Here is a 19,326-nt window from a genome sequence, read left to right on the forward strand (position 1 = left end):
TGGATGCGTCGCGCAAGGGGGGCGGAGACACTAGCGGTTTACAGCGCGCCACGCAGGCTTTATTCTGATGGCCGATTAATCACAAGTTTCGATTAATCAATGACTCGGGGTGCCCTTCTTTGTGAAGGCTGAGAAATACCCGTACCACCTGATCTGGATAATGCCAGCGTAGGGAAGTCAGATGCCTGTCCGGCATCCCTTCTTCGCGCCGGACAGGAGCTTTATGATGCAACCTGACCTGCTACCCGGCCATATCGCCGCGTCGATTTTACTGCAACTTCGCACCACTTCCCCTCTTGTTCACTGCATGACTAACGATGTGGTGCAGAGTTTTACGGCTAATGTTTTGCTTGCCATCGGTGCCGCTCCGGCCATGGTGATTGAAGCGCAAGAAGCCGCTCAATTTAGCCCTGTTGCCCATGCGCTGCTGATCAATATTGGCACTCTGACCGCTGAACGTCGTCACGCCATGCTTGCAGCTATTCATGCGGCAAATGAATCTTCCACACCCTGGGTGCTTGATCCGGTTGCTGTTGGCGGCCTGGCGTTTCGCACGCAGTTTGCCCATGAGGCGCTCGCCCTAAAACCGGCAGTTGTTCGCGGGAATGCGTCGGAAATCCTGGCGCTGGCGAGTGGCCATTCCGGTGGGCGAGGTGTGGATAGCATCGATGACGCACTTTCTGCACTTCCTGCAGCACAGGCTCTGGCACAACGGGTGGGGACGATTGTTGTGGTAACCGGTGAGCGAGACTACATCACAGATGGTGAAAATAGCTGGAGTGTTTCGGGGGGCGGCGTTTTGATGACACGGGTGGTCGGCACCGGTTGTGCGTTATCTGCTGTGGTGGCCGCTTGTTGTTCATTGCCTGGCTCGCGGCTTGATAACGTCGCCGCCGCCTGCCAGTTTATGAAAATTGCAGGTCAACAGGCCATTTCAGAGAGCCGTGGCCCAGGCAGTTTTATTCCTGCCTTTCTCGACGCGCTTTACGGGCTTCAGGCGGAGGCACTGGTATGAAAGGATTAAAACGTATCAATGCGCTGACCATTGCCGGAACCGATCCAAGCGGTGGTGCGGGCATTCAGGCCGACCTGAAAACTTTCTCGGCGTTGGGCGCGTATGGCACCAGTGTGGTGACCGCGCTCGTGGCGCAGAACACGCGTGGGGTGCAGTCGGTCTATCGCATTGAGCCCGCGTTTGTTGCCGCCCAACTGGATTCAGTGTTGAGTGACGTGCGCATCGATACCATAAAAATCGGCATGTTAGCTGAAACCGATATTGTTGTGGCGGTGGCGGAGCGGCTGGCGTTTTACCATGCGCAAAATGTGGTGCTCGATACAGTGATGCTGGCGAAAAGTGGCGATCCTTTGCTTGCTCCTTCGGCGGTTGACAGCTTACGTCGCAGACTTTTACCGCAAGTGGCACTGATTACGCCGAACCTGCCGGAAGCCGCGGCTTTGCTGGATACCGCTCATGCAAAAAACGAACGTGAAATGAAAGAGCAGGGCGATGCCTTGTTAGGGTTAGGCTGCCAGGCCGTGCTGATGAAAGGCGGGCATCTCGATGATGCGGAAAGTCCGGACTGGTTATTTACGCGAGATGGTGCGCAGCGCTTTACCGCGCCGCGAGTAAAAACGCGGCATACACACGGTACAGGTTGTACGCTTTCTGCGGCACTCGCCGCACTTTATCCGCGCTATAACGACTGGCCGCAAACGATAAGTGCCGCGAAAAAATGGTTATCTCAGGCCTTAGAACAGGCGGATTCGCTGGAAGTTGGCGGCGGAATCGGGCCGGTGCATCACTTTCACCAATGGTGGTGACCCCCTTCATACTTCAAATTGCAGATGCGTTGGCTTTCCTCGCGCACCCCAGTCACTTACTTGTGTAAGCTCCTGGGGGTTTGCTGCGTTGCCGCCTTCCTGCAATTCGAATTATTTTGGGTGTATTTAAGTATATACTTGGGCTCTTTCTCTCCATCTTCCGGATACTTGTGCGACATGGAACAGGTTCACACTCAGCTCATTGAACAGCTTATCCAGCGGTTCTCGCAGGCCGATAACACGCCGTTGTATTTGAAATTTGCCGAAACGGTGAAGGCGGCAGTGCGCAGCGGTATTTTGCCGCAGGGCAATATTCTGCCGGGTGAGCGCGATCTCAGTCAGTTGACGGGGGTTTCGCGCATCACAGTGCGCAAAGCGATGCAGACGCTGGAAGATGATGGGGTGGTGACTCGTTCAAGAGGGTACGGCACGCAAATTAACACCACGTTTGAGTATTCGCTCAAAGAGGCGCGTGGATTTTCTCAACAGGTGGTTTTGCGCGGTAAAAAACCGAACACACTGTGGGTCAATAAACGGGTGGTGAAATGCTCGCCGGAAGTTGCAGAACAACTGGATGTGGCGACGGACAGCGACGTGTTCTTACTCAAACGTATTCGTTACGTGGATGAAGATGCGGTATCAGTCGAGGAATCGTACGTGCCTGCGCAATTGATTGCCGATGCCGATGATATCGGTGTCTCGTTGTATGACTACTTCCGCAGCCAGAACATTATTCCGCAACGCACCCGTAGCCGCGTGAGTGCCAGAATGCCGGACAGCGAATTCCAGTCGCACATCAAACTGGAAACACCGGTGCCGGTTCTGGTAATCAAACAAGTTGCCTTTGATCCCCAAAACCGGCCTATCGAATACAGCATCAGCTACTGCCGCAGCGATTTATACGTTTTCGTCTGCGAGGAGTAGCGCTTCATTGAGTTGTTCAAGGTGCGGCGCGCAGTCGCCGCCACGATGGCCAACGACGTAAGACGCGACTGCATTCCCAAGACTTACCGCATCTGCCAGACTCCACCCCGCGGCAAGACCTGCCAGGGTGCCGCCCGCATGGCTATCACCCGCGCCTATGGTATCGACGACAATTGCCGGGAACGGGGCCACGTGCCCAATTGCCGTATGTGAGCAGTACCACGCGCCTTGTTTATCTAGCCGCACAATGAGTGGCGCATCATAACGTTCAAGCCAGGCGCGGCAAATGCCATCAATGTCGTCGCCAGCCACCTTCAACCCTTCGGCGGCAATGGCGGCTTCCTGGCGATTAAGCGAGACGATCGGTTTACAGGCCATAATCCGCGCCAGCAGGGTTGCTGGAATATCGGCAATGCGTGGCCCAAAGTCGATAAAAGCGGTGACCGCATCGAGCGATTCGAGCCAGTTCACTAACAACTCTGCGCACGGGCCGGCCAGTTGATACCCCGAAAGTGAAAGCAGAGTGCCTGGCGCGAGCTGTAGCTTATCCAGCCATTGCTGATTCCACTGATGCTCAACGCCACGAAATGACATAAACGTTCGTTCGCCGTCTGGCTCAACCAGCGCCAGGCACCAACCGTTATCGCCGCTGCTCGTGTGGATTTCACTCTCGATACCTTGTTTATCAAGGCTTGCACGAATGATATCCGCCCAGGTACCCTGGCCAATCGGTAGCGCATTTTTCGAGGCGATACCGAGGCGTGAAAGTGTCAGCGCGATATTCAACGCGCAGCCACCGATATTCACGCTTTGCTGCTGCAGTTCTATATCGCAACCGCGCCACGGCAGGGAATAAGCGTCGGCGATCACATCAATGACCGCCGAGCCCAACACACAAACCGGGCGCTGCGCCACCAATGTTGGCAAGCGGGAATGTAATTCACCGGCCTTCATAATGCGCCTCCCGCAGCTTTCGATACGCCATAAACAGGCGGCTGTAACGCGTAAAATCGAGCTGGTTAACATCATCAAGCTGTTGTTTTAGCTCGCTATCAATGCTTTCTACGCCGTGGAGTGCGCCACAAATCGCCGTCGCCATCGCACCGATGGTATCGGTATCGCCACCGAGGTTTGCGCATAAAATCGCGCAGCGATTGGGATGGGTTTGCGCCAGTTCCACCATCGCAATCGCCGCAGCAACAGACTCAATGGTGCTGGTGCCTGTACCAACCAGTTGATAAACCTGCTCCATAGCGGACTCCGTTCCGCGCGCGTTTCTGACAACGTTCAGCGCCAGCTCAATACGTGCACCGAGTGACGCATTAAATGTTGTGATCCGTTTTTCCTGAGCATGGCGAGCGATCGAAGGCAATTCGTCGCAAATAGTCTCCCAACTTGCCCCTTCAATCGCTTTTGAAACAGACCAGGCGATAACCACGGCACCGGCCAGGGCGAGATCGGATTTGTGCGTCGGGCTTGAAGCAAGTGCCACTTCATCAATAAAAGCATCGAGATTGTGCGTTGGAAGCAGGCAACCCAGTGGCGATGCGCGCATTGCCGCACCGTTAGTCACGCCGTTGTTTTCTAGCTCGCTAACCGGTGTGCCTTGTTTAATCGCCTTCAGGGCAATTTTGGATGTCGGGCCGAGCACGTTTTTATTAAACGCATCAAACCCTTCAGCCCAGGTCAAAATATGGCGGCCAATGGCGTCCGCGTTAATCGCGCCGTCATGTTCGATAATCGCATCCGCCAGCGCCAGCGCCATTGAGGTGTCGTCGGTAAACTCAGCGCGATTGAAATAACAGGCGGCGTTGTTTTCCGCGGGCCCAGGAAGGAAGCGGTCAATCCAGCCGAAATGTGCCTTCACCCGCGCACGAGGCCACAACTCCGACGGCATTCCCATCGCATCACCTAACGCCTGGCCGTAAAAGGCTCCAAGAATTCGATTTTCCATCATTATGCTTCCTTTAAATCTTTTTCAGATTGATTGCCTGCAACATCAATTGGGGTGATTTCTTTATCCGATTCACGGAAAAATACCAGGAACAGTACGGTAATCACCGCGATCATAATGGCACCGAAGCCCCACATTCCGGCCCAGTTGAACGTCTGGCCGTTTACCGGAGCAGGGAGGGCGAACATTTTTTCCATTAGCTGAGCGCCAATGCGATAACCGAGCAAACTCCCGAAGCCCTGGCAACATAGCGTGATAAGCCCTTGTGCCGCGGTGCGCATATGGACGGGCGTTTTTTTATCCACGTAGATATAGGCGGTGACGTAGTAAAAGTCGTAACTCACGCCGTGCAGCAGAATGCCAAGGAACAGCAGGCCGTAAGTAAAGATATGATCGGCACCACCGTAGACGAAGAAACCGTAACGAATTGCCGCGGTGATAAGACCAAGCAGTAATACCTTTTTAATGCCAAAGCGCTTAATAAAGAAAGGAAGCGCCAGCATAAAGAAGATTTCGGAGAACTGTCCGAGTGTCATCCATCCAGTGGCGTTATGCATACCCACTTCGGTCAGATAACCGTTGGCAAAGATGTAATAGAACGCCAGCGGCATAGCAAACAGGAATGAGCAGAAGAAAAAGACCAGGAAGTTTTTATCTCTTAGCAACACGATAGCGTCGAGGCCGAGCATCACTTTCAGGCTCATTTTACCGGTACTTTTCGGTGGCGTATTTGGCAGCGTCAGGGCAAAGACACCCAGCAGCGCTGAGCTACCGGCGGTGATGAGCAAGGGAACGTTGGTCGGTGAAATATCGCTAAAACCCAACATTTGCGGCAGGAAACCGCACACCAGACCGGAAGCAATCCAACCGATAGTCCCCATGACCCGAATGCGCGGGAAGTCGCGCTCAACGTCTTCAACATTGGAGAATGCGATGCTGTTGGTTAGCGCAATTGTCGGCATATAAGTCAGGGAATAGGCCAGCAATAGCGGGAAGAAGTAAACGAACTCAGTTTGCTGAGCGGCCAGGTACATCAGCACGGTACCGACAAACATCAGCAGGGCCAGCACCTTTTGCGCAGCAAAGAAGCGGTCGGTCAGCGAGCCGACGAGAATTGGCGACAAAATAGCCGCGATTGCTGTACAGGCGTAGGACCAGCCTATTTCGGTTGGACTAAAACCACTTTTACTCAGGAATAGCCACAGAGGAACGAACCAGGCGCCCCAGATAAACCATTCAATAAACATCATGAATGAAAGACTCATTGTTGTACGTTTCATACGTATACCCCAAATAATTGAAGTTGCATCAAGGCGGTAAGTGAGCGAATCCCGATGAGCTTACTCAAGTAAGTGATTCGGGTGAGTAAACGCAACCAACACAGATGCGACTTCAAGTATGACGGGTATAGAATCTTCATGATTGTGTTGGGTACACCATAACCATACCAATCAATAATACCTTTTAAATACCTTTGCATTGATTCTTTGAGCGCTGTAGCAAAAATACCCTCGATAGCAGCAAAGTGTTACACCTTAAATGCAACCAAAAGTGCTCTCCGGGTGGCGAAGCCGACCCGTCACGACCAGGATTAGGACTGCCTGTTTGTCTCTACTCTCATGCAGGTCAGGACTATTCATTCTCAGTGGGCAGGGGGCTCGCTGAAATAACGGGAGCGTATTATGACTGATATTGCGCAGTTGCTTGGCAAAGATGCCGACAGCTTGTTACAGCATCGTTGTATGACTATTCCGGCAGACCAGTTGTATCTGCCTGGCTCGGATTATGTAGATCGCGTAATGGTGGATAACAACCGTCCGCCTGCGGTGTTACGTAATATGCAGACGCTATATAACACCGGTCGTCTGGCTGGCACCGGTTACCTCTCTATTTTGCCCGTAGACCAGGGCGTTGAGCACTCCGCCGGAGCATCATTTGCGGCAAACCCGCTCTATTTTGACCCTAAGAACATTGTTGAACTGGCGATTGAAGCGGGTTGTAACTGTGTGGCTTCAACCTATGGCGTGCTGGCTTCGGTTTCGCGTCGCTACGCGCATCGCATTCCTTTCCTCGTCAAACTGAACCACAACGAAACCTTGAGTTACCCCAATACCTTCGACCAGACGTTGTACGCAAGCGTTGAGCAGGCGTTCAATATGGGAGCCGTGGCAGTAGGCGCGACCATTTACTTTGGCTCACCGGAATCACGTCGTCAGATTGAAGAGATTTCTGTGGCGTTTGAACGCGCCCATGAACTGGGGCTGGTGACGGTGCTGTGGGCGTATCTGCGTAATCCAGATTTCAAAAAAGAGGGAGTGGATTACCACGTCAGTGCTGACCTCACAGGGCAGGCGAACCATCTGGCGGCCACAATCGGCGCGGATATCGTGAAACAGAAGATGGCGGAAAATAACGGGGGCTACAAGGCGGTAAACTTTGGTTATACCGATGACCGCGTTTACACCAAACTGACCAGCGATAACCCGATCGATTTGGTGCGTTATCAACTGGCAAACTGCTACATGGGACGCGCCGGGTTGATTAACTCAGGCGGCGCTGCCGGGGGTGAAACTGACCTCACTGACGCCGTTCGTACCGCAGTCATTAACAAACGTGCAGGCGGTATGGGTTTAATACTGGGGCGCAAAGCCTTTAAGAAATCCATGTCTGAGGGCGTGAAGTTAATCAACGCAGTCCAGGATGTTTATCTGGATGGAAAAGTCAGTATCGCCTGATCAATCGCCCTCACCCTAACCCTCTCCCACAGGAGAGGGGATAGTTTTGTTTCTCCCGTGGGTGAGGGAACCATGATTTTTCTCCCTCTCCCTGTGGGAGAGGGGCGGGGTGAGGGCATTCATATAACCAGCCAGGCACCTTCTTTATTTGCAGTAAATAACCGCTAGCCCAACAGCGGGCAATTTGGTGGCAGGCGGCAACTGAGCGCATTGGGGTGGATATCAATACGGAATTTCTGTCCGGTCAGCGGCTCGCCATCCAGGTTAAACGTAATATCGTGCGGGGCGGTTATTTCAAACCAGGATGAACGCCCATCAATAATATTCGGGCTGTCATCCGGACGCGTAAGCGTGTTAAAAATGGCTGGCAGTAGTTCTTCGCCAGTAAAAATACGCAGCTCCAACAGCCCGTCATTAATCAACGCTTGTGGGCAAAGTTGTTGCCCACCACCTGCCTGGCGACCATTGCCAATACCAATAACCAGCGCGTCACCTTGCCACTCGAAATCTTCCCCGCGAATTTCGCAACGGTCCGGTTTGAGTGTATCCATACGAATCAGGCCGTGAATAAAATAGGCGATACCACCGAGGGCGGCTTTCAATTTTTCTGGGGTTTCGGTGGTAATGCGTGTGCCAAATCCACCGGTAGCCATATTAATAAAGAAGGAGGATTCGTTAACCTGAACCAGGTCTATTGCCACGCCTTTGCCGACAATCGCCAGTTGTAGTGCTTTATCCAGTTCCTGAGGAATGCCGACGCTGGTGGCAAAATCGTTTGCGGTACCCAGCGGTAAGATCCCCAACACCGGACGGTGTTCCGGGGCAAGCTGTGCAAGTGCGGTCGCCACTTCGTTGATGGTGCCATCGCCGCCGCCTGCGACGACAGTCTCCACACCCATACGCCAGGCCTCTTCGACATAACGTATCGCATCCCCTTTTTCCCAGGTTACACGGATATGCACTGTGTATCCCTCTTCACGCATGACTTTCACCGCGCTGCGTAAAGTGTCATTTTCTGCACCTTTACCGTTCAGGATAACAAGCGTTTCTGGTAACTGCTCCATGGCATACCTCAGGAATTATCGTTGAATGGAGAGTGTATCTTATGCGGGGCGTTTACGGTTAAGAACGAGATGAGTCTGAGGGCTTGAGCAAAAAAGAAGGCCTGTGAAAGGGAGATTTCACAGGCCAATGAGGTGGTTCCTGGTATAGCTAGCATTTATGGGTTATGTTTTTCAGCGCTGAGATAATAACCGCATCTAACGAAGCGGTGTGTGATCGATTTCTAAGAATTTTCTCAGCGCGAAAAAATAACGCAAATTAACTATTTAGCGTGCGGATCACGTGAGGTCTGACCTGCCAGGTTGCGCATTAGCAGCGCATAATCCAGTGATACATCTTCCGGTACAGGCATCCATACGGTATGACCATCCCCAGGCGCGACATCAATCGGCTGCGCTTTGGTGTTTTCCAGCACTTCGAGAGTGAAAGTGACGTTACCTTGCGGCGTCATTAACTCCAGGCTGTCGCCCAGCAGGAATTTATTCTTCACTTTTACCGCTGCCAGCTCGCCACGACGTTCCCCGGTGAACTCACCCACAAACTGCTGAGTTTCAGAAACCGAGTGGCCGTAGTCATAGTTCTGATAGGAATCATGATTATGGCGACGCAAGAAACCTTCGGTATAGCCACGGTGCGCCAAACCTTCGAGTGTCGTCAGAAGCGTTGGGTCAAACGGTTTGCCTGCTGCTGCATCATCAATCGCGCGGCGATAAACCTGAGCGGTGCGTGCGCAGTAATAATAGGATTTGGTACGGCCTTCAATTTTCAGCGAATGCACGCCCATTTTAGTCAGGCGTTCAACGTGTTCAATCGCCCGCAGATCTTTCGAGTTCATGATGTAGGTGCCGTGTTCGTCTTCGAACGCCGTCATGTACTCACCTGGGCGTTTGGCTTCTTCCATCATGAATACTTTGTCAGTCGGAGCACCTGCGCCAAGCGTAGGCTCGATGTTTTGCACTGGAATCGGTTCGTGAAGATGCACGATATTGCCGACATCATCTTCTTTGCCTTCTTCAACTTTGTATTCCCAACGACAGGCGTTGGTGCAGGTTCCCTGGTTTGGATCGCGCTTGTTGATGTAACCAGAAAGCAGGCAACGGCCAGAGTAGGCCATGCACAATGCGCCATGAACGAAGATTTCCAGCTCCATGTCTGGCACTTGTTCACGGACTTCAGCAATTTCTTCAAGGGAGAGTTCGCGAGAAAGAATGACGCGGGTCAGCCCCATTTGTTTCCAGAACTTCACGGTCGCCCAGTTTACGGCGTTGGCCTGCACGGACAGGTGAACATCCATTTCCGGGAACGCTTCGCGCACCATCATGATAAGGCCTGGGTCGGACATTATCAGAGCGTCTGGGCCCATATCGATAACCGGTTTCAGGTCACGGATAAAGGTTTTCAGTTTGGCGTTGTGCGGGGCAATGTTGACAACCACGTAGAATTTTTTACCCAGTTCGTGGGCTTCGTTAATACCCAACTGGAGGTTTTCGTGATTGAACTCGTTATTGCGCACGCGTAAGGAGTAACGCGGCTGGCCCGCGTAAACCGCATCGGCGCCATAGGCAAAAGCGTAACGCATATTTTTCAGCGTTCCGGCTGGCGAAAGAAGTTCTGGTTTAAACATGATGTTCTCGTTCTGATATCAGGTCAGAACCGCCTCACCTGATGAAGCGGCTTGGAAAAGTGGGATTGCCACAATTTTAGGATGGGAATTGTAACGTTATGGGAAAGGGGAGTAAACCATCGTTGCCGGTGCATACTCTTATACCTTGAATTATTTAGGGTATACTTAGGGAAAATTACAATGAATTTGGCTATTTTATGAATGGTTTGAATAATCGAAGTGTTATAGAAAAGCCTCTGGAAAGCCTGAATCGCCTGATTGCTGCTTTTATCAATACTGCTAAACCTTTTCCTCTTGATGGCAAGCACACGGAAGCACGCTTAAAAGATAAAAAAGTGGGCTTTGAGGTTTTCATTGTGACGAAAGGGCGAGTGGATATATGGCGTGAGGTGGATAATCGCCTGGTCGAAACCGCTTTTGCACCGACAATACTCGGGTTGCAAGGCTCTGTGTACCGCTCTCAATATTATCACTTACAGTTCCCTGCAGGCAGTGAAGTCAGAACGCTACCATTGCAAACGGCAATAGAAATAATCGAGCAGCAGTCGTTGTGGCGTGATGTGTTTTACTACCAGGGCTATCTCAATGACAGGCAACTGCATCATGAATCAATGCTGATAAACAGTTCTACTTATGAAACTGTTTGTTTATTTCTTAAAGAGTTAGCGCATTACACTGATAGTGAACGAGCGAAGTTAAGTGTGGCTGATTATATTTTACAGCGTTCAAATCTTGCGCGGAGCGGTGTAATGAAAGTGCTGGCAGATCTGCGTTTTGGTGGCTATATCGAAATTCATCACGGGAAACTGATAAAAATCCTCAATAACTTCCCCAAAAATTACTGAAAGATATCCTGTTTTTCATTGACCCTAATCCTTTCGGACTGATTGTATTAATACAATCAGCCCACCTTCTTACACTTCGGTTCGTGATCGGTTCATCGTCCAGGAACTAACTTGTTTCATATATCTTACCTATGTAAAAAGCTGAATCATGTAAATGATCAATTATTTAGCTTGTTGTATTCTCAGGGTTTTATATTTTTTGCGGGTTGTATCATCGCTGGTGAATTTTTATAAAGTGAAAGTTCTATCCAGTTTTGTATATTTCAATAGTCAATAAACACGTTCATAATTTGCCTTATTCGTAACATGAAAAGAGAATTTAATTGTTAATACTATAAATTAACTCTCTTCAAATAATGCTTTTCGGTGCATATGAAAAAGATAGTCTTATATTTCCTGATAATGCCATCGCTAAGCATGTTATTTACAGATGTTAGCCACTCCGCTAATAATATCGCTTTGCCTGACCTGGGAGGTAGTGATTCTTCTGTCAGTGAACATAATTCGTCCACCGCTTCGCCTTCAAGCGATAAAAGTAATCCCGTTGAGAAAAAGACTTCTGAAATTTTGGTCAATGAAGCACAAAGCAATTTCCATAATCTGACACCAGAAGGGATGAAATCTGAAGCGCTACAATATGGTAAAAATTTGGCAACAGAAGCGGCCCAATCAAAAATTGAGGAACTGCTTTCGCCCTATGGTCATATTGCAACAAGTATAAATATTAATGATAAAGGCAATCTTGACGGTTCTTCCCTGGATTATTTACTCCCTTGGTACGAAGGGGAAAGCAATCTCTGGTTCAGTCAGTTTTCAGCTCATAATAAAGATGGGCGTACTATTGCAAATATGGGCGTGGGTGTCCGCCATAATATTTCAAAAGACTGGATGCTGGGTTCCAACCTTTTTTATGATCATGATATTACCCGGGGTCATCATCGCGCTGGGTTAGGTGGTGAGGCCTGGACTAATTATTTGAAACTGAGTGGGAACTATTATCTCCCGCTTTCTTCATGGAAAGACTCACCGGATCTAGATGATTACGAGGAGCGTCCTGCCCGTGGTTGGGATTTGCGTATGCAGGCTTATTTGCCTGCTTATCCGCAGTTAGGTTCATCATTGGTGTATGAAAAATACTACGGCGATCAGGTCGCGTTATTTGGTACCGATAATTTGCAGGAAGACCCGTCTGCGGTGACTGTGGGCGTTGATTACACGCCGGTTCCGTTGATTACCCTGCAAGCTGGCTACAAAAAAGGGGATGCGGATACAAACGAAGCGACGGCAAATCTGAGTCTGGATTATCGCATCGGTGTCCCTTTATCAAAACAGCTTGATGGTGATGAAGTCGCACAGATGCGCACGCTCGCCGGTAGTCGTATGGATTTTGTCGATCGTAACAACGACATCGTGCTGGAATATCGTGAGAAAAATGATCTTGATGTAGGGCTTTATCTCAAACCTACCGGGACAGCGGCAGCCTGTATTCTGGCTGATGACCCCGATAGCGCTGAGGCTTATGAAGGCTGCCACTGGACAGTCAATGCTACCGTGACCTCGCATCTTAAACTTAAGAGCGCACAGTGGGTACCGATGGGCAGCTTCAACCCGGAAAACACACTTGGGTTACCCGCTTTAACATCAGGAAATATTAGTAACGGGGAGGACAACCATTGGACGTTGACCTTCCCGGCATGGGTGGATTCAACCGATCCTAATGCGAACAAATACAGACTCGCGCTAACACTGGTGGATGATAAAGGGCATACGAAACAATCTAATGCAGTGAATATCATCGTGACAGAAGCGCCGATTAATTATCAGTTAGTCATTGATGATAATGGTGAAGCGAAAAAGGCCATCAAGTTACTTGCCAATGGTAATAGTTTTGCAAATCTTGTCGCCAGTGGTGCCAAAATTTCAGGTCTTGCTGGTGAAACGACGCCAGTAGATGCCCAGAACCTGGGGTTAACTTTCCATGCATATAAAATGGAAGATAAATCGCATTCTCAGGAAGTCACGATTCACGCTTCGAAAAGCGAATGTACTTCCGGTAGCGAATGCCTTTTTTATAAAGAACCACCATCCGGTTCTGAAGCAGTATTAGGCAGTACGATGAGCGGTGTATTTTCGGTAATAGCGGAGAAGGATGATGATAATACCAAGAAAACGAACACGGTATTAGTCGATTTTAGTCCCGCGAGCACCATGATTTACACTGCAATCGTTGATAGCGAGAACCCTACCGTTAATTTAACGGCGACGAAAGGCAATGTGCTTAAATTAGGTCGTAAATATGAATTCAAAATTGCCTATGACAGCAATAATAACGGGCAGTGGGATGCGACAGATCGTGAAACAGTTTCTGATACTAACGCGACACCATTAATTTCATTAGTGGATTATAAATGGTTTTTTGATGGAACTTCGCCCAATGGAACCCAAGGTGGGTATGCAGTGAATTCAACAATTAACAACGACATTTCAATTCCCGACACTAACGCACAAGCGAGTCAGGTTTTTGTTAATGCCGGTGCTGATGGTATTCAGGGATTTAAATTGAAAATTGATTACCAGTTAACACCCGCAGGTCAAAAAATCATGAATAATCTTCGCGCTCAAAAATAAGCACGGAGTATTCAAGTAATATTAACTTTATGAGCTATTACCAATATGAAAAATTTTAATAGAACACTGCTTGCGACCATTATTTTCGCAAGCTGTAGCCCGCTGGCGATGGCGGTTATGACAGACTCAGCTGGGACACTTAACGGTACCGTTCCGGTGCTTAAAGCCAATACGGGCGCTGCTGCGCACACTGTGGCGTTTGCAAACGATCATCATAGTGGTTCCACCGACGCTATGACACCGGGTGACAAAATCACGCTCAGTCATATATTGCAGGATGCTGAAGGGGATACTGATAGCAGTAATGCGTCCATTAAATGGTTCACCACTACTGATGGCGTGGGGGCGAATAAAAAGATGCTGACCGGCAGTGATGGTCAAGCCGATTATACCATTCAGGCAGCAGACGCCGGGCTTTACCTGGGGGCAGAGATTGTTGAACAAACTTCAACGGGTGTGCCAACGACCGGGCAAACCATAGTGATTAATGACGTCAGTAAAAACGACAGCGGAGATAACATCCCTGATGGTCCAATTGTCGGCGGCACCATCGGTACTGCCATCGTTGATGCCGCAGAACCAACGGTTAACTTGATCGGTAAAGCCGATAGCAAGCTGCTGGTTGGCCACACCTATCAGTTCAAAGTCTGGTATGACGTAAACAACAACGGGAAGCAAGATGCAGGCGAACTTGATGCGTCAGCTAACTATACCTACAAATGGGTCTTCGATGGCACCAGCGCAACAACCAGCACTGCGGGTGGTAATGCTGTAAGCAGTACAGATAACAAAGACTTGACCATTCCGGCTACCAATGCGGGAGCGAAAGATGTGTTTGCAACTGCGGGTGCAGATGGTGTCCAGGGTTACGGTCTAAAAGTTGATTACACCGCGAAGGTTAAAGCGGTACTGAAATCGACCAAGCGTAAATAATCTGTGGGAAGAGTGGGAGTTGAGCACTTTGGCGCTCAATTCCCATGACAAGGATGTCACTTATTCATTGAGCCATTGCATGGTGAATGTATGAAAATAAAGTCTCTCAACTGCCAGGCAGTGGCATTTATTTTGTTTATATCTTGTGGGGCATTGAACAAAGCCCATGCGACTGATTTAACCGGCAGTGCCGGAGTGATTAATGGTACACCTCCGGTTATTTATAATGATAAGAATGAAGCCGGGAAGGTCAGCTTCACTCGTGTCAATGAAACGATGTCCGAAGACGATGAATTAGATATCACCGATATCATTAAATTGTCGTGGACAGTTGCTGATGCTGAAGGTGATGAAGAAACCACTCTCCCGACGGTAGAGTGGATTTGCACTGATACAAGCAACAATAAACATGTGCTGGCTACCGGTGTTAATCAATATATCCTCCATCCTGATGATAAAGGTTGCACCGTAGGGGTTCACATAATACCTACAACAGTCACTGGCGTTCCACGGGAAAATATCGCACTAAACATCAATGATATATCGACTTACGATGCAAACGATAATATCCCCACTGGTCCTGTTAACCCACACTCTTTAAATATAATTGGTTATCTCATTGCGCCAGAAAATAGTGCTGCGACATTGAGTGTCTCTGCCAGTAAAACAATCAATACCGCGTTCCCTGGTGCTCAAATACAGTTAGGAACCGATAACGTAGTTGACCAGATTGATGAATGGACGACAACTAATCCCGGCATTGCGACAGTGAGTGATACAGGACTTGTGACCATCAAGGCAAAAGGGGCATTCCGAATCACTGCACGACATAATGAGTCGAAAGGGTCGATTATTTTCAATCCACAGAAATTCTTTATTTTTAGAAGCGAATCAGCAGGAAAACTCAACTGGTATGACGCAAAAGCCTGGTGCGAAAACCAGGGCTACCGTATGCCGACTCGTGATGATTTGTCATCAGAGGAAGGAAAGCGAGAAGTACCGAGTAATTCATTATGGCAGGAGTGGGGAAGCAGCCTTGATGATGTTTCACACGCGGGTTCGGTGTTCTGGACTTCCGATGAAATGGTTGCGGAAAATGATGCCTATGCCTACATGTACACTGCAACGGGCCATATAAGTTCTAACACAGCTGATAAACCTGAAGGCGTGGCTTGTATTGAGTAATAAATGTGCGGGGTATATTACCCCGCAGTTTTATGCAATACGGCAGGCGTCCGCTTCCCAACGGTATCCCACACCGTACACCGCACGGATAAATGACTGCTCTTCATCCAACGCTTCGAGCTTACGGCGCAGGTTTTTAATATGGCTGTCGATCGTGCGGTCGGTGACCACGCGATAATCGTCATACAGCTGATTCAGCAATTGTTCGCGCGAGAACACTTTGCCCGGTTCGTGAGAAAGGGTTTTGAGCAGGCGGAATTCCGCTGGCGTTAAATCTAACAGTTTGTCGCGCCAGCTTGCCTGAAAACGGCCCTCGTCGATAATCAACGGGCTGATTTCGTCGGCAAGAATCGGATCTCGCTGGCGTTTGCAGCGACGCAAAATCGTTTTGACGCGAGCCACCACTTCCCGCGGGCTGTAAGGCTTGCAGATGTAATCATCGGCACCAATTTCCAGCCCTAGCAGACGGTCAATTTCCTCGATTTTCGCTGTGACCATCACAATCGGCACTTCAGAGAAGCGACGGATTTCGCGGCACAGTGTCAGTCCGTCGGTGCCGGGCAGCATCAAATCGAGCAGGATCAGGTCTGGCGGCGTCTGGCGCACAAACGCCAGCACTTTATCGCCGTGGGTAATGAGTTCCGGTGCGTAGCCGGCAGCGCGCAAGTAATCAATCAGCAACTGCCCAAGCTTCGGTTCGTCTTCAACAATTAAGATGCGCGGTGTGTTTTCGTCTATAGGTAACTCGATCATACAGGTCTCAAAGATTCTGACTGTAGAGGTAGCTCTACTGTAATGCTAACCCCACCGAAAGGCGAATGCGTAGCGTAAAGCTTGCCGTTATGGGCCGCGACAATGTTCTGGCAGATGGACAACCCAAGCCCTGAACCGCCACTGGCTCGGTTGCGCGAGCCTTCGGTGCGGTAGAATCGCTCAAACAGCATGGTTAGCTGTTCGTCGCTCACGCCCGGTGCGCTGTCGGCGAAATGCATCACGAAACGCTGCTGGATAATTTCGCCGGAGATAACCAACTGGCCGCCCGTATCGGTATAGCGCAGGCTGTTTTCCAGTAGGTTATTGAATAGCTGCATTAAACGGTCGCTATCACCAAAAATGCTCACGCTGTCCGGTAGGGCAAGGCTAATGGTTAACCCGCGAGAATTGAAGCGTTCACGAAACGCACCCGCCGCAATTTCCAACAGGTTAATGATATCCAACGACTGTTTCTGATAGGCCAGCGCCCCTTCGTCAGACATCGACAACTGGTGTAGATCGTCGACAAGTTTGGTTAGCGTGGCGACTTCCATTTGCAACGAAGCCACCGATTCGGGCGTGAATTTACGCACGCCATCCTGAATCGCTTCCAGTTCGCCGCGTAAAATCGCCAGCGGAGTGCGTAACTCATGCGAAATATCAGCCATATATGCACGTCGCATATTGTGATTTTTCTCAAGCGTGCTGGCGAGTTGGTTAAAGTCTTGCGCCAGTTTGCCCAGCTCATCCTGGCTGGTGGAGTCGACACGGGTTGAGAAATCCCCCGCCGCCAGTTTATGCGTGCCTTCTACCAGGCGTTTCACCGGGGCAAGTAAACCACGAGCCAGCAAGAAGGTCGCCGCTGCTGCCAGCAGCGAGGAAAGGGCGACGATAATCCAACTGGTGCGGCGTTGCTGCCTGTCGAAATTGATATCGGTATTGCGCGTTAAGCGCTCAACGGGTGAGGCGACCACCCATCCGGCATCACGGCCATTGACGTTAATGGAACGGCGCATGCCGTCTGTCGGCACCGGGCCGCGCGGGCCTACCAATACTTTGTAATCCTGATCGACCACCCAAAACTGCGTGCGCCAGCCATGCGGTGGCAAATTACGGTTTTCTTCATCGCCATGCTCAAAAGAGCGCAACAGTTTGAACATAAAACGGTCGTTATTGCGCAGAAACTGCCAGTTACCGTGCTGGGCATACTGTTCGCCAAGTGCGTCACTTAACATTTCCAGGCGCTGCTCATTGCCGCGTTTGATGTAATCAATAAACCCATGTTCGAAGCTGAGCCGCACGCCCCAATGCATAATGGCCAATACCAGTAAGCAGGTGGAGAAAATGGCCAAAAATAGTTTGCCGGTAATGCCTGGACGCCAGAGCTTCATGAGCTCCTCCTTTTACGCCGTGCAATCACGACATTTTTTGTGGTGTCTTTCGGGACGCGAGCAAAAATCAACGCGGGGAGGGCGATAACCAGTGCCATGCTCAGATAGGTGTACATAAAGACGCTATGGACCACCGTGCTATCCGCTGTCAGTTGATGATGACCGTACATCCCAAGCAGCATCCCGGCGATGGTAACGCCGATGCTCATAGACAGTTGCATCACCATCGACAGCATACTGTTGCCGCCGCTTGCGAGGTCATCAGGTAAATCTTTTAGCGTCAGGGTGTTCATTGACGAAAATCGTGTGGAGTTCACCATGCCGAGCAAGAACAACACTACCGGCAGCAGGTAATACCAGCCCATCAGTGCGGTACCCATGAACATCAGAATCACCAGCGCCAGACCTAACGTGGTGGCGACTAACACATTGCGATAGCCAAAGCGGTTAACCACCTGCACCACAATACGTTTCATGCCCATACTGCCGAGCACCATCGGCACCATCATCAAGCCCGCATGGAACGGGGAAAATCCAAGGCCGATTTGCAGGAATACCGGCGTCATAAAGGGGATCATGCCGCTGCCGATGCGCCCGCAAAAACTCCCCAGCAGACCGAGTGAGAAGGTTTGAGTCTTAAATAAATTGAGGTTGAACAAGGCGCTGTCATTGGCTTTGGCATGCCATAAGTAGAGTGCTATCGCTGCGGCGCCACCGCCCACTAACAGCCAGAGCGTAGATTGTGGGATGCCTAAACCTTTTGCGCCATCCAGTGCGATGGTCAGTGCCGCCATGCCAAACGCAAGAAAGACAAAACCCATCATGTCGAATTTACGTGTCTGCATGGTGTAGTTCGGCATCAGCCACAACGTCGCTATCGCACCGATAATGCCAACCGGTAGATTGATCAGGAAAATCCAGTGCCAGGACGCGTACTCCACCAGCACGCCGCCTAACGCCGGGCCGAGCAATGGGCCGATTTGTCCGGGCAACGTAACGAATGTCATGGCCGCCATATACTGTTCGCGTGGGACAATTTTCATCACCGTCAAACGCCCAACGGGGACCATCATCGCCCCGCCAATCCCTTGTACGACTCGCGCCATGACCAGTTCGTTAAGTGTCGATGCATGCGCACAAAACAGCGAGCCAATGGTGAACAGGACGATGGCGGTGAAGAAAATATTGCGTACGCCAACCCGGTCAGCCAACCAACCGCTGGCAGGCAGCATCACCGCCACCGTCAGCACATAGGCAACAATCACCGAGTGCATGTGTAACGGGCTCTCCCCAAGGCTTGCCGCCATAGAGGGGAGGGCGGTGTTGACGATGGTGGTGTCGAGCGACTGCATGAAGAAGCCGAAAGCGACGATCCACAGTTGCCAGCGGACGGCTGCGGGCAGTTCGGTCATTTAAATATCCTTCATTCTTGAAGTTGCAGCGGCGTTGCTGCATTCTCTCACCCGAATCA

The 19,326-nt window shown here is 50.4% G+C and carries 16 protein-coding genes and 1 riboswitch; of the genes, 8 read left to right on the forward strand and 8 right to left on the reverse strand.

The annotated features are described in order from the left end of the window. The first annotated feature begins 95 nt into the window (after positions 1–95). Positions 96–192, forward strand: a riboswitch (TPP riboswitch). A gap of 34 nt (positions 193–226) precedes the next feature. The 3 genes from thiM (at position 227) to OH773_RS07250 (ending at position 2,745) form a co-directional block, all read left to right on the forward strand. Then, positions 227–1,015, forward strand: coding sequence for a hydroxyethylthiazole kinase (thiM, locus tag OH773_RS07240; RefSeq protein ID WP_270145741.1), 789 nt, complete (start codon positions 227–229; stop codon positions 1,013–1,015). Then, positions 1,012–1,821, forward strand: coding sequence for a bifunctional hydroxymethylpyrimidine kinase/phosphomethylpyrimidine kinase (thiD, locus tag OH773_RS07245; RefSeq protein ID WP_270144349.1), 810 nt, complete (start codon positions 1,012–1,014; stop codon positions 1,819–1,821). Before thiM ends, thiD begins: the two co-directional genes overlap by 4 nt. Before the next feature lie 177 nt (positions 1,822–1,998). Continuing rightward, positions 1,999–2,745, forward strand: coding sequence for a GntR family transcriptional regulator (locus OH773_RS07250; RefSeq protein WP_270144352.1), 747 nt, complete (start codon positions 1,999–2,001; stop codon positions 2,743–2,745). On the opposite strand, the gene OH773_RS07255 is transcribed toward OH773_RS07250, so the two are convergent. From OH773_RS07255 to OH773_RS07265, 3 genes are read right to left on the reverse strand one after another with little or no spacing between them, the layout of a single operon-like run. Further along, positions 2,719–3,699, reverse strand: coding sequence for a PfkB family carbohydrate kinase (locus tag OH773_RS07255; RefSeq protein WP_270144354.1), 981 nt, complete (start codon positions 3,697–3,699; stop codon positions 2,719–2,721). The two genes, OH773_RS07250 and OH773_RS07255, sit on opposite strands and share 27 nt — an antisense overlap. Then, positions 3,686–4,702: an ADP-ribosylglycohydrolase family protein gene (locus tag OH773_RS07260; protein ID WP_270144356.1), complete on the reverse strand. Its 1,017-nt coding sequence runs from the start codon at positions 4,700–4,702 to the stop codon at positions 3,686–3,688. Before OH773_RS07260 ends, OH773_RS07255 begins: the two co-directional genes overlap by 14 nt. Continuing rightward, the gene (locus OH773_RS07265) at positions 4,702–5,979 is read right to left on the reverse strand and encodes a nucleoside permease (protein WP_270144358.1); all 1,278 of its coding nucleotides are present in this window, start codon (positions 5,977–5,979) and stop codon (positions 4,702–4,704) included. Before OH773_RS07265 ends, OH773_RS07260 begins: the two co-directional genes overlap by 1 nt. Positions 5,980–6,381: 402 nt before the next feature. Here OH773_RS07265 and fbaB point away from each other — a divergent pair, with 402 nt between their 5' ends. Beyond that, positions 6,382–7,434 (forward strand): class I fructose-bisphosphate aldolase, encoded by a 1,053-nt coding sequence (gene fbaB, locus OH773_RS07270; protein ID WP_270144361.1) that lies wholly within the window; start codon positions 6,382–6,384, stop codon positions 7,432–7,434. 164 nt (positions 7,435–7,598) lie between these two features. Here fbaB and yegS read toward each other — a convergent pair whose 3' ends face one another. Both yegS and trhP read right to left on the reverse strand, forming a co-directional pair. Next, positions 7,599–8,498, reverse strand: coding sequence for a lipid kinase YegS (gene yegS / locus OH773_RS07275; protein ID WP_270144364.1), 900 nt, complete (start codon positions 8,496–8,498; stop codon positions 7,599–7,601). A 260-nt stretch (positions 8,499–8,758) separates the two neighbouring features. Then, the gene (trhP, locus tag OH773_RS07280; RefSeq protein ID WP_064545158.1) at positions 8,759–10,120 is read right to left on the reverse strand and encodes a prephenate-dependent tRNA uridine(34) hydroxylase TrhP; all 1,362 of its coding nucleotides are present in this window, start codon (positions 10,118–10,120) and stop codon (positions 8,759–8,761) included. 197 nt (positions 10,121–10,317) lie between these two features. Between trhP and OH773_RS07285 the strand changes: the two genes are divergently transcribed. From OH773_RS07285 to OH773_RS07300, 4 genes are all read left to right on the forward strand, one after another. Further along, a complete protein-coding gene (locus OH773_RS07285) occupies positions 10,318–10,965 on the forward strand; it encodes a helix-turn-helix domain-containing protein (RefSeq protein ID WP_270144369.1) in 648 nt (215 codons plus the stop codon). 372 nt (positions 10,966–11,337) lie between these two features. After that, positions 11,338–13,593: an inverse autotransporter beta domain-containing protein gene (locus OH773_RS07290; protein WP_270144371.1), complete on the forward strand. Its 2,256-nt coding sequence runs from the start codon at positions 11,338–11,340 to the stop codon at positions 13,591–13,593. 45 nt (positions 13,594–13,638) lie between these two features. Then, on the forward strand, positions 13,639–14,526 hold the full coding sequence (locus tag OH773_RS07295; RefSeq protein ID WP_270144373.1) for a SinI family autotransporter-associated protein: 888 nt from the start codon (positions 13,639–13,641) through the stop codon (positions 14,524–14,526). Positions 14,527–14,616: 90 nt separating this feature from the next. Further along, the gene (locus OH773_RS07300; RefSeq protein WP_270144376.1) at positions 14,617–15,711 is read left to right on the forward strand and encodes an Ig-like domain-containing protein; all 1,095 of its coding nucleotides are present in this window, start codon (positions 14,617–14,619) and stop codon (positions 15,709–15,711) included. A gap of 30 nt (positions 15,712–15,741) precedes the next feature. Here OH773_RS07300 and baeR read toward each other — a convergent pair whose 3' ends face one another. Genes baeR through OH773_RS07315 form a run of 3 tightly spaced genes read right to left on the reverse strand, consistent with a single transcriptional unit; the run spans position 15,742 to position 19,267 of the window. After that, positions 15,742–16,464, reverse strand: coding sequence for a two-component system response regulator BaeR (gene baeR / locus OH773_RS07305; protein ID WP_183269864.1), 723 nt, complete (start codon positions 16,462–16,464; stop codon positions 15,742–15,744). Further along, positions 16,461–17,855, reverse strand: coding sequence for a two-component system sensor histidine kinase BaeS (baeS, locus tag OH773_RS07310; RefSeq protein WP_270144378.1), 1,395 nt, complete (start codon positions 17,853–17,855; stop codon positions 16,461–16,463). The genes baeR and baeS overlap by 4 nt, the downstream gene beginning before the upstream one ends. Beyond that, positions 17,852–19,267, reverse strand: a complete 1,416-nt coding sequence (locus OH773_RS07315; RefSeq protein WP_270144380.1) for an MFS transporter — start codon at positions 19,265–19,267, stop codon at positions 17,852–17,854. The genes baeS and OH773_RS07315 overlap by 4 nt, the downstream gene beginning before the upstream one ends. Positions 19,268–19,326: the final 59 nt, after the last annotated feature.

Source organism: Buttiauxella sp. WJP83, assembly GCF_027594725.1.
Classification (GTDB): domain Bacteria; phylum Pseudomonadota; class Gammaproteobacteria; order Enterobacterales; family Enterobacteriaceae; genus Buttiauxella; species Buttiauxella selenatireducens.

Excerpts from the sequence above, each read along its gene's own strand:
- thiM (WP_270145741.1), top strand. The coding sequence starts at position 227 with ATGCAACCTGACCTGCTACCCGGCCATATCGCCGCGTCGATTTTACTG.
- thiD (WP_270144349.1), top strand. The coding sequence starts at position 1,012 with ATGAAAGGATTAAAACGTATCAATGCGCTGACCATTGCCGGAACCGAT.
- OH773_RS07250 (WP_270144352.1), top strand. The coding sequence starts at position 1,999 with ATGGAACAGGTTCACACTCAGCTCATTGAACAGCTTATCCAGCGGTTC.
- OH773_RS07255 (WP_270144354.1), bottom strand. The coding sequence starts at position 3,699 with ATGAAGGCCGGTGAATTACATTCCCGCTTGCCAACATTGGTGGCGCAG.
- OH773_RS07260 (WP_270144356.1), bottom strand. The coding sequence starts at position 4,702 with ATGATGGAAAATCGAATTCTTGGAGCCTTTTACGGCCAGGCGTTAGGT.
- OH773_RS07265 (WP_270144358.1), bottom strand. The coding sequence starts at position 5,979 with ATGAAACGTACAACAATGAGTCTTTCATTCATGATGTTTATTGAATGG.
- fbaB (WP_270144361.1), top strand. The coding sequence starts at position 6,382 with ATGACTGATATTGCGCAGTTGCTTGGCAAAGATGCCGACAGCTTGTTA.
- yegS (WP_270144364.1), bottom strand. The coding sequence starts at position 8,498 with ATGGAGCAGTTACCAGAAACGCTTGTTATCCTGAACGGTAAAGGTGCA.
- trhP (WP_064545158.1), bottom strand. The coding sequence starts at position 10,120 with ATGTTTAAACCAGAACTTCTTTCGCCAGCCGGAACGCTGAAAAATATG.
- OH773_RS07285 (WP_270144369.1), top strand. The coding sequence starts at position 10,318 with ATGAATGGTTTGAATAATCGAAGTGTTATAGAAAAGCCTCTGGAAAGC.
- OH773_RS07290 (WP_270144371.1), top strand. The coding sequence starts at position 11,338 with ATGAAAAAGATAGTCTTATATTTCCTGATAATGCCATCGCTAAGCATG.
- OH773_RS07295 (WP_270144373.1), top strand. The coding sequence starts at position 13,639 with ATGAAAAATTTTAATAGAACACTGCTTGCGACCATTATTTTCGCAAGC.
- OH773_RS07300 (WP_270144376.1), top strand. The coding sequence starts at position 14,617 with ATGAAAATAAAGTCTCTCAACTGCCAGGCAGTGGCATTTATTTTGTTT.
- baeR (WP_183269864.1), bottom strand. The coding sequence starts at position 16,464 with ATGATCGAGTTACCTATAGACGAAAACACACCGCGCATCTTAATTGTT.
- baeS (WP_270144378.1), bottom strand. The coding sequence starts at position 17,855 with ATGAAGCTCTGGCGTCCAGGCATTACCGGCAAACTATTTTTGGCCATT.
- OH773_RS07315 (WP_270144380.1), bottom strand. The coding sequence starts at position 19,267 with ATGACCGAACTGCCCGCAGCCGTCCGCTGGCAACTGTGGATCGTCGCT.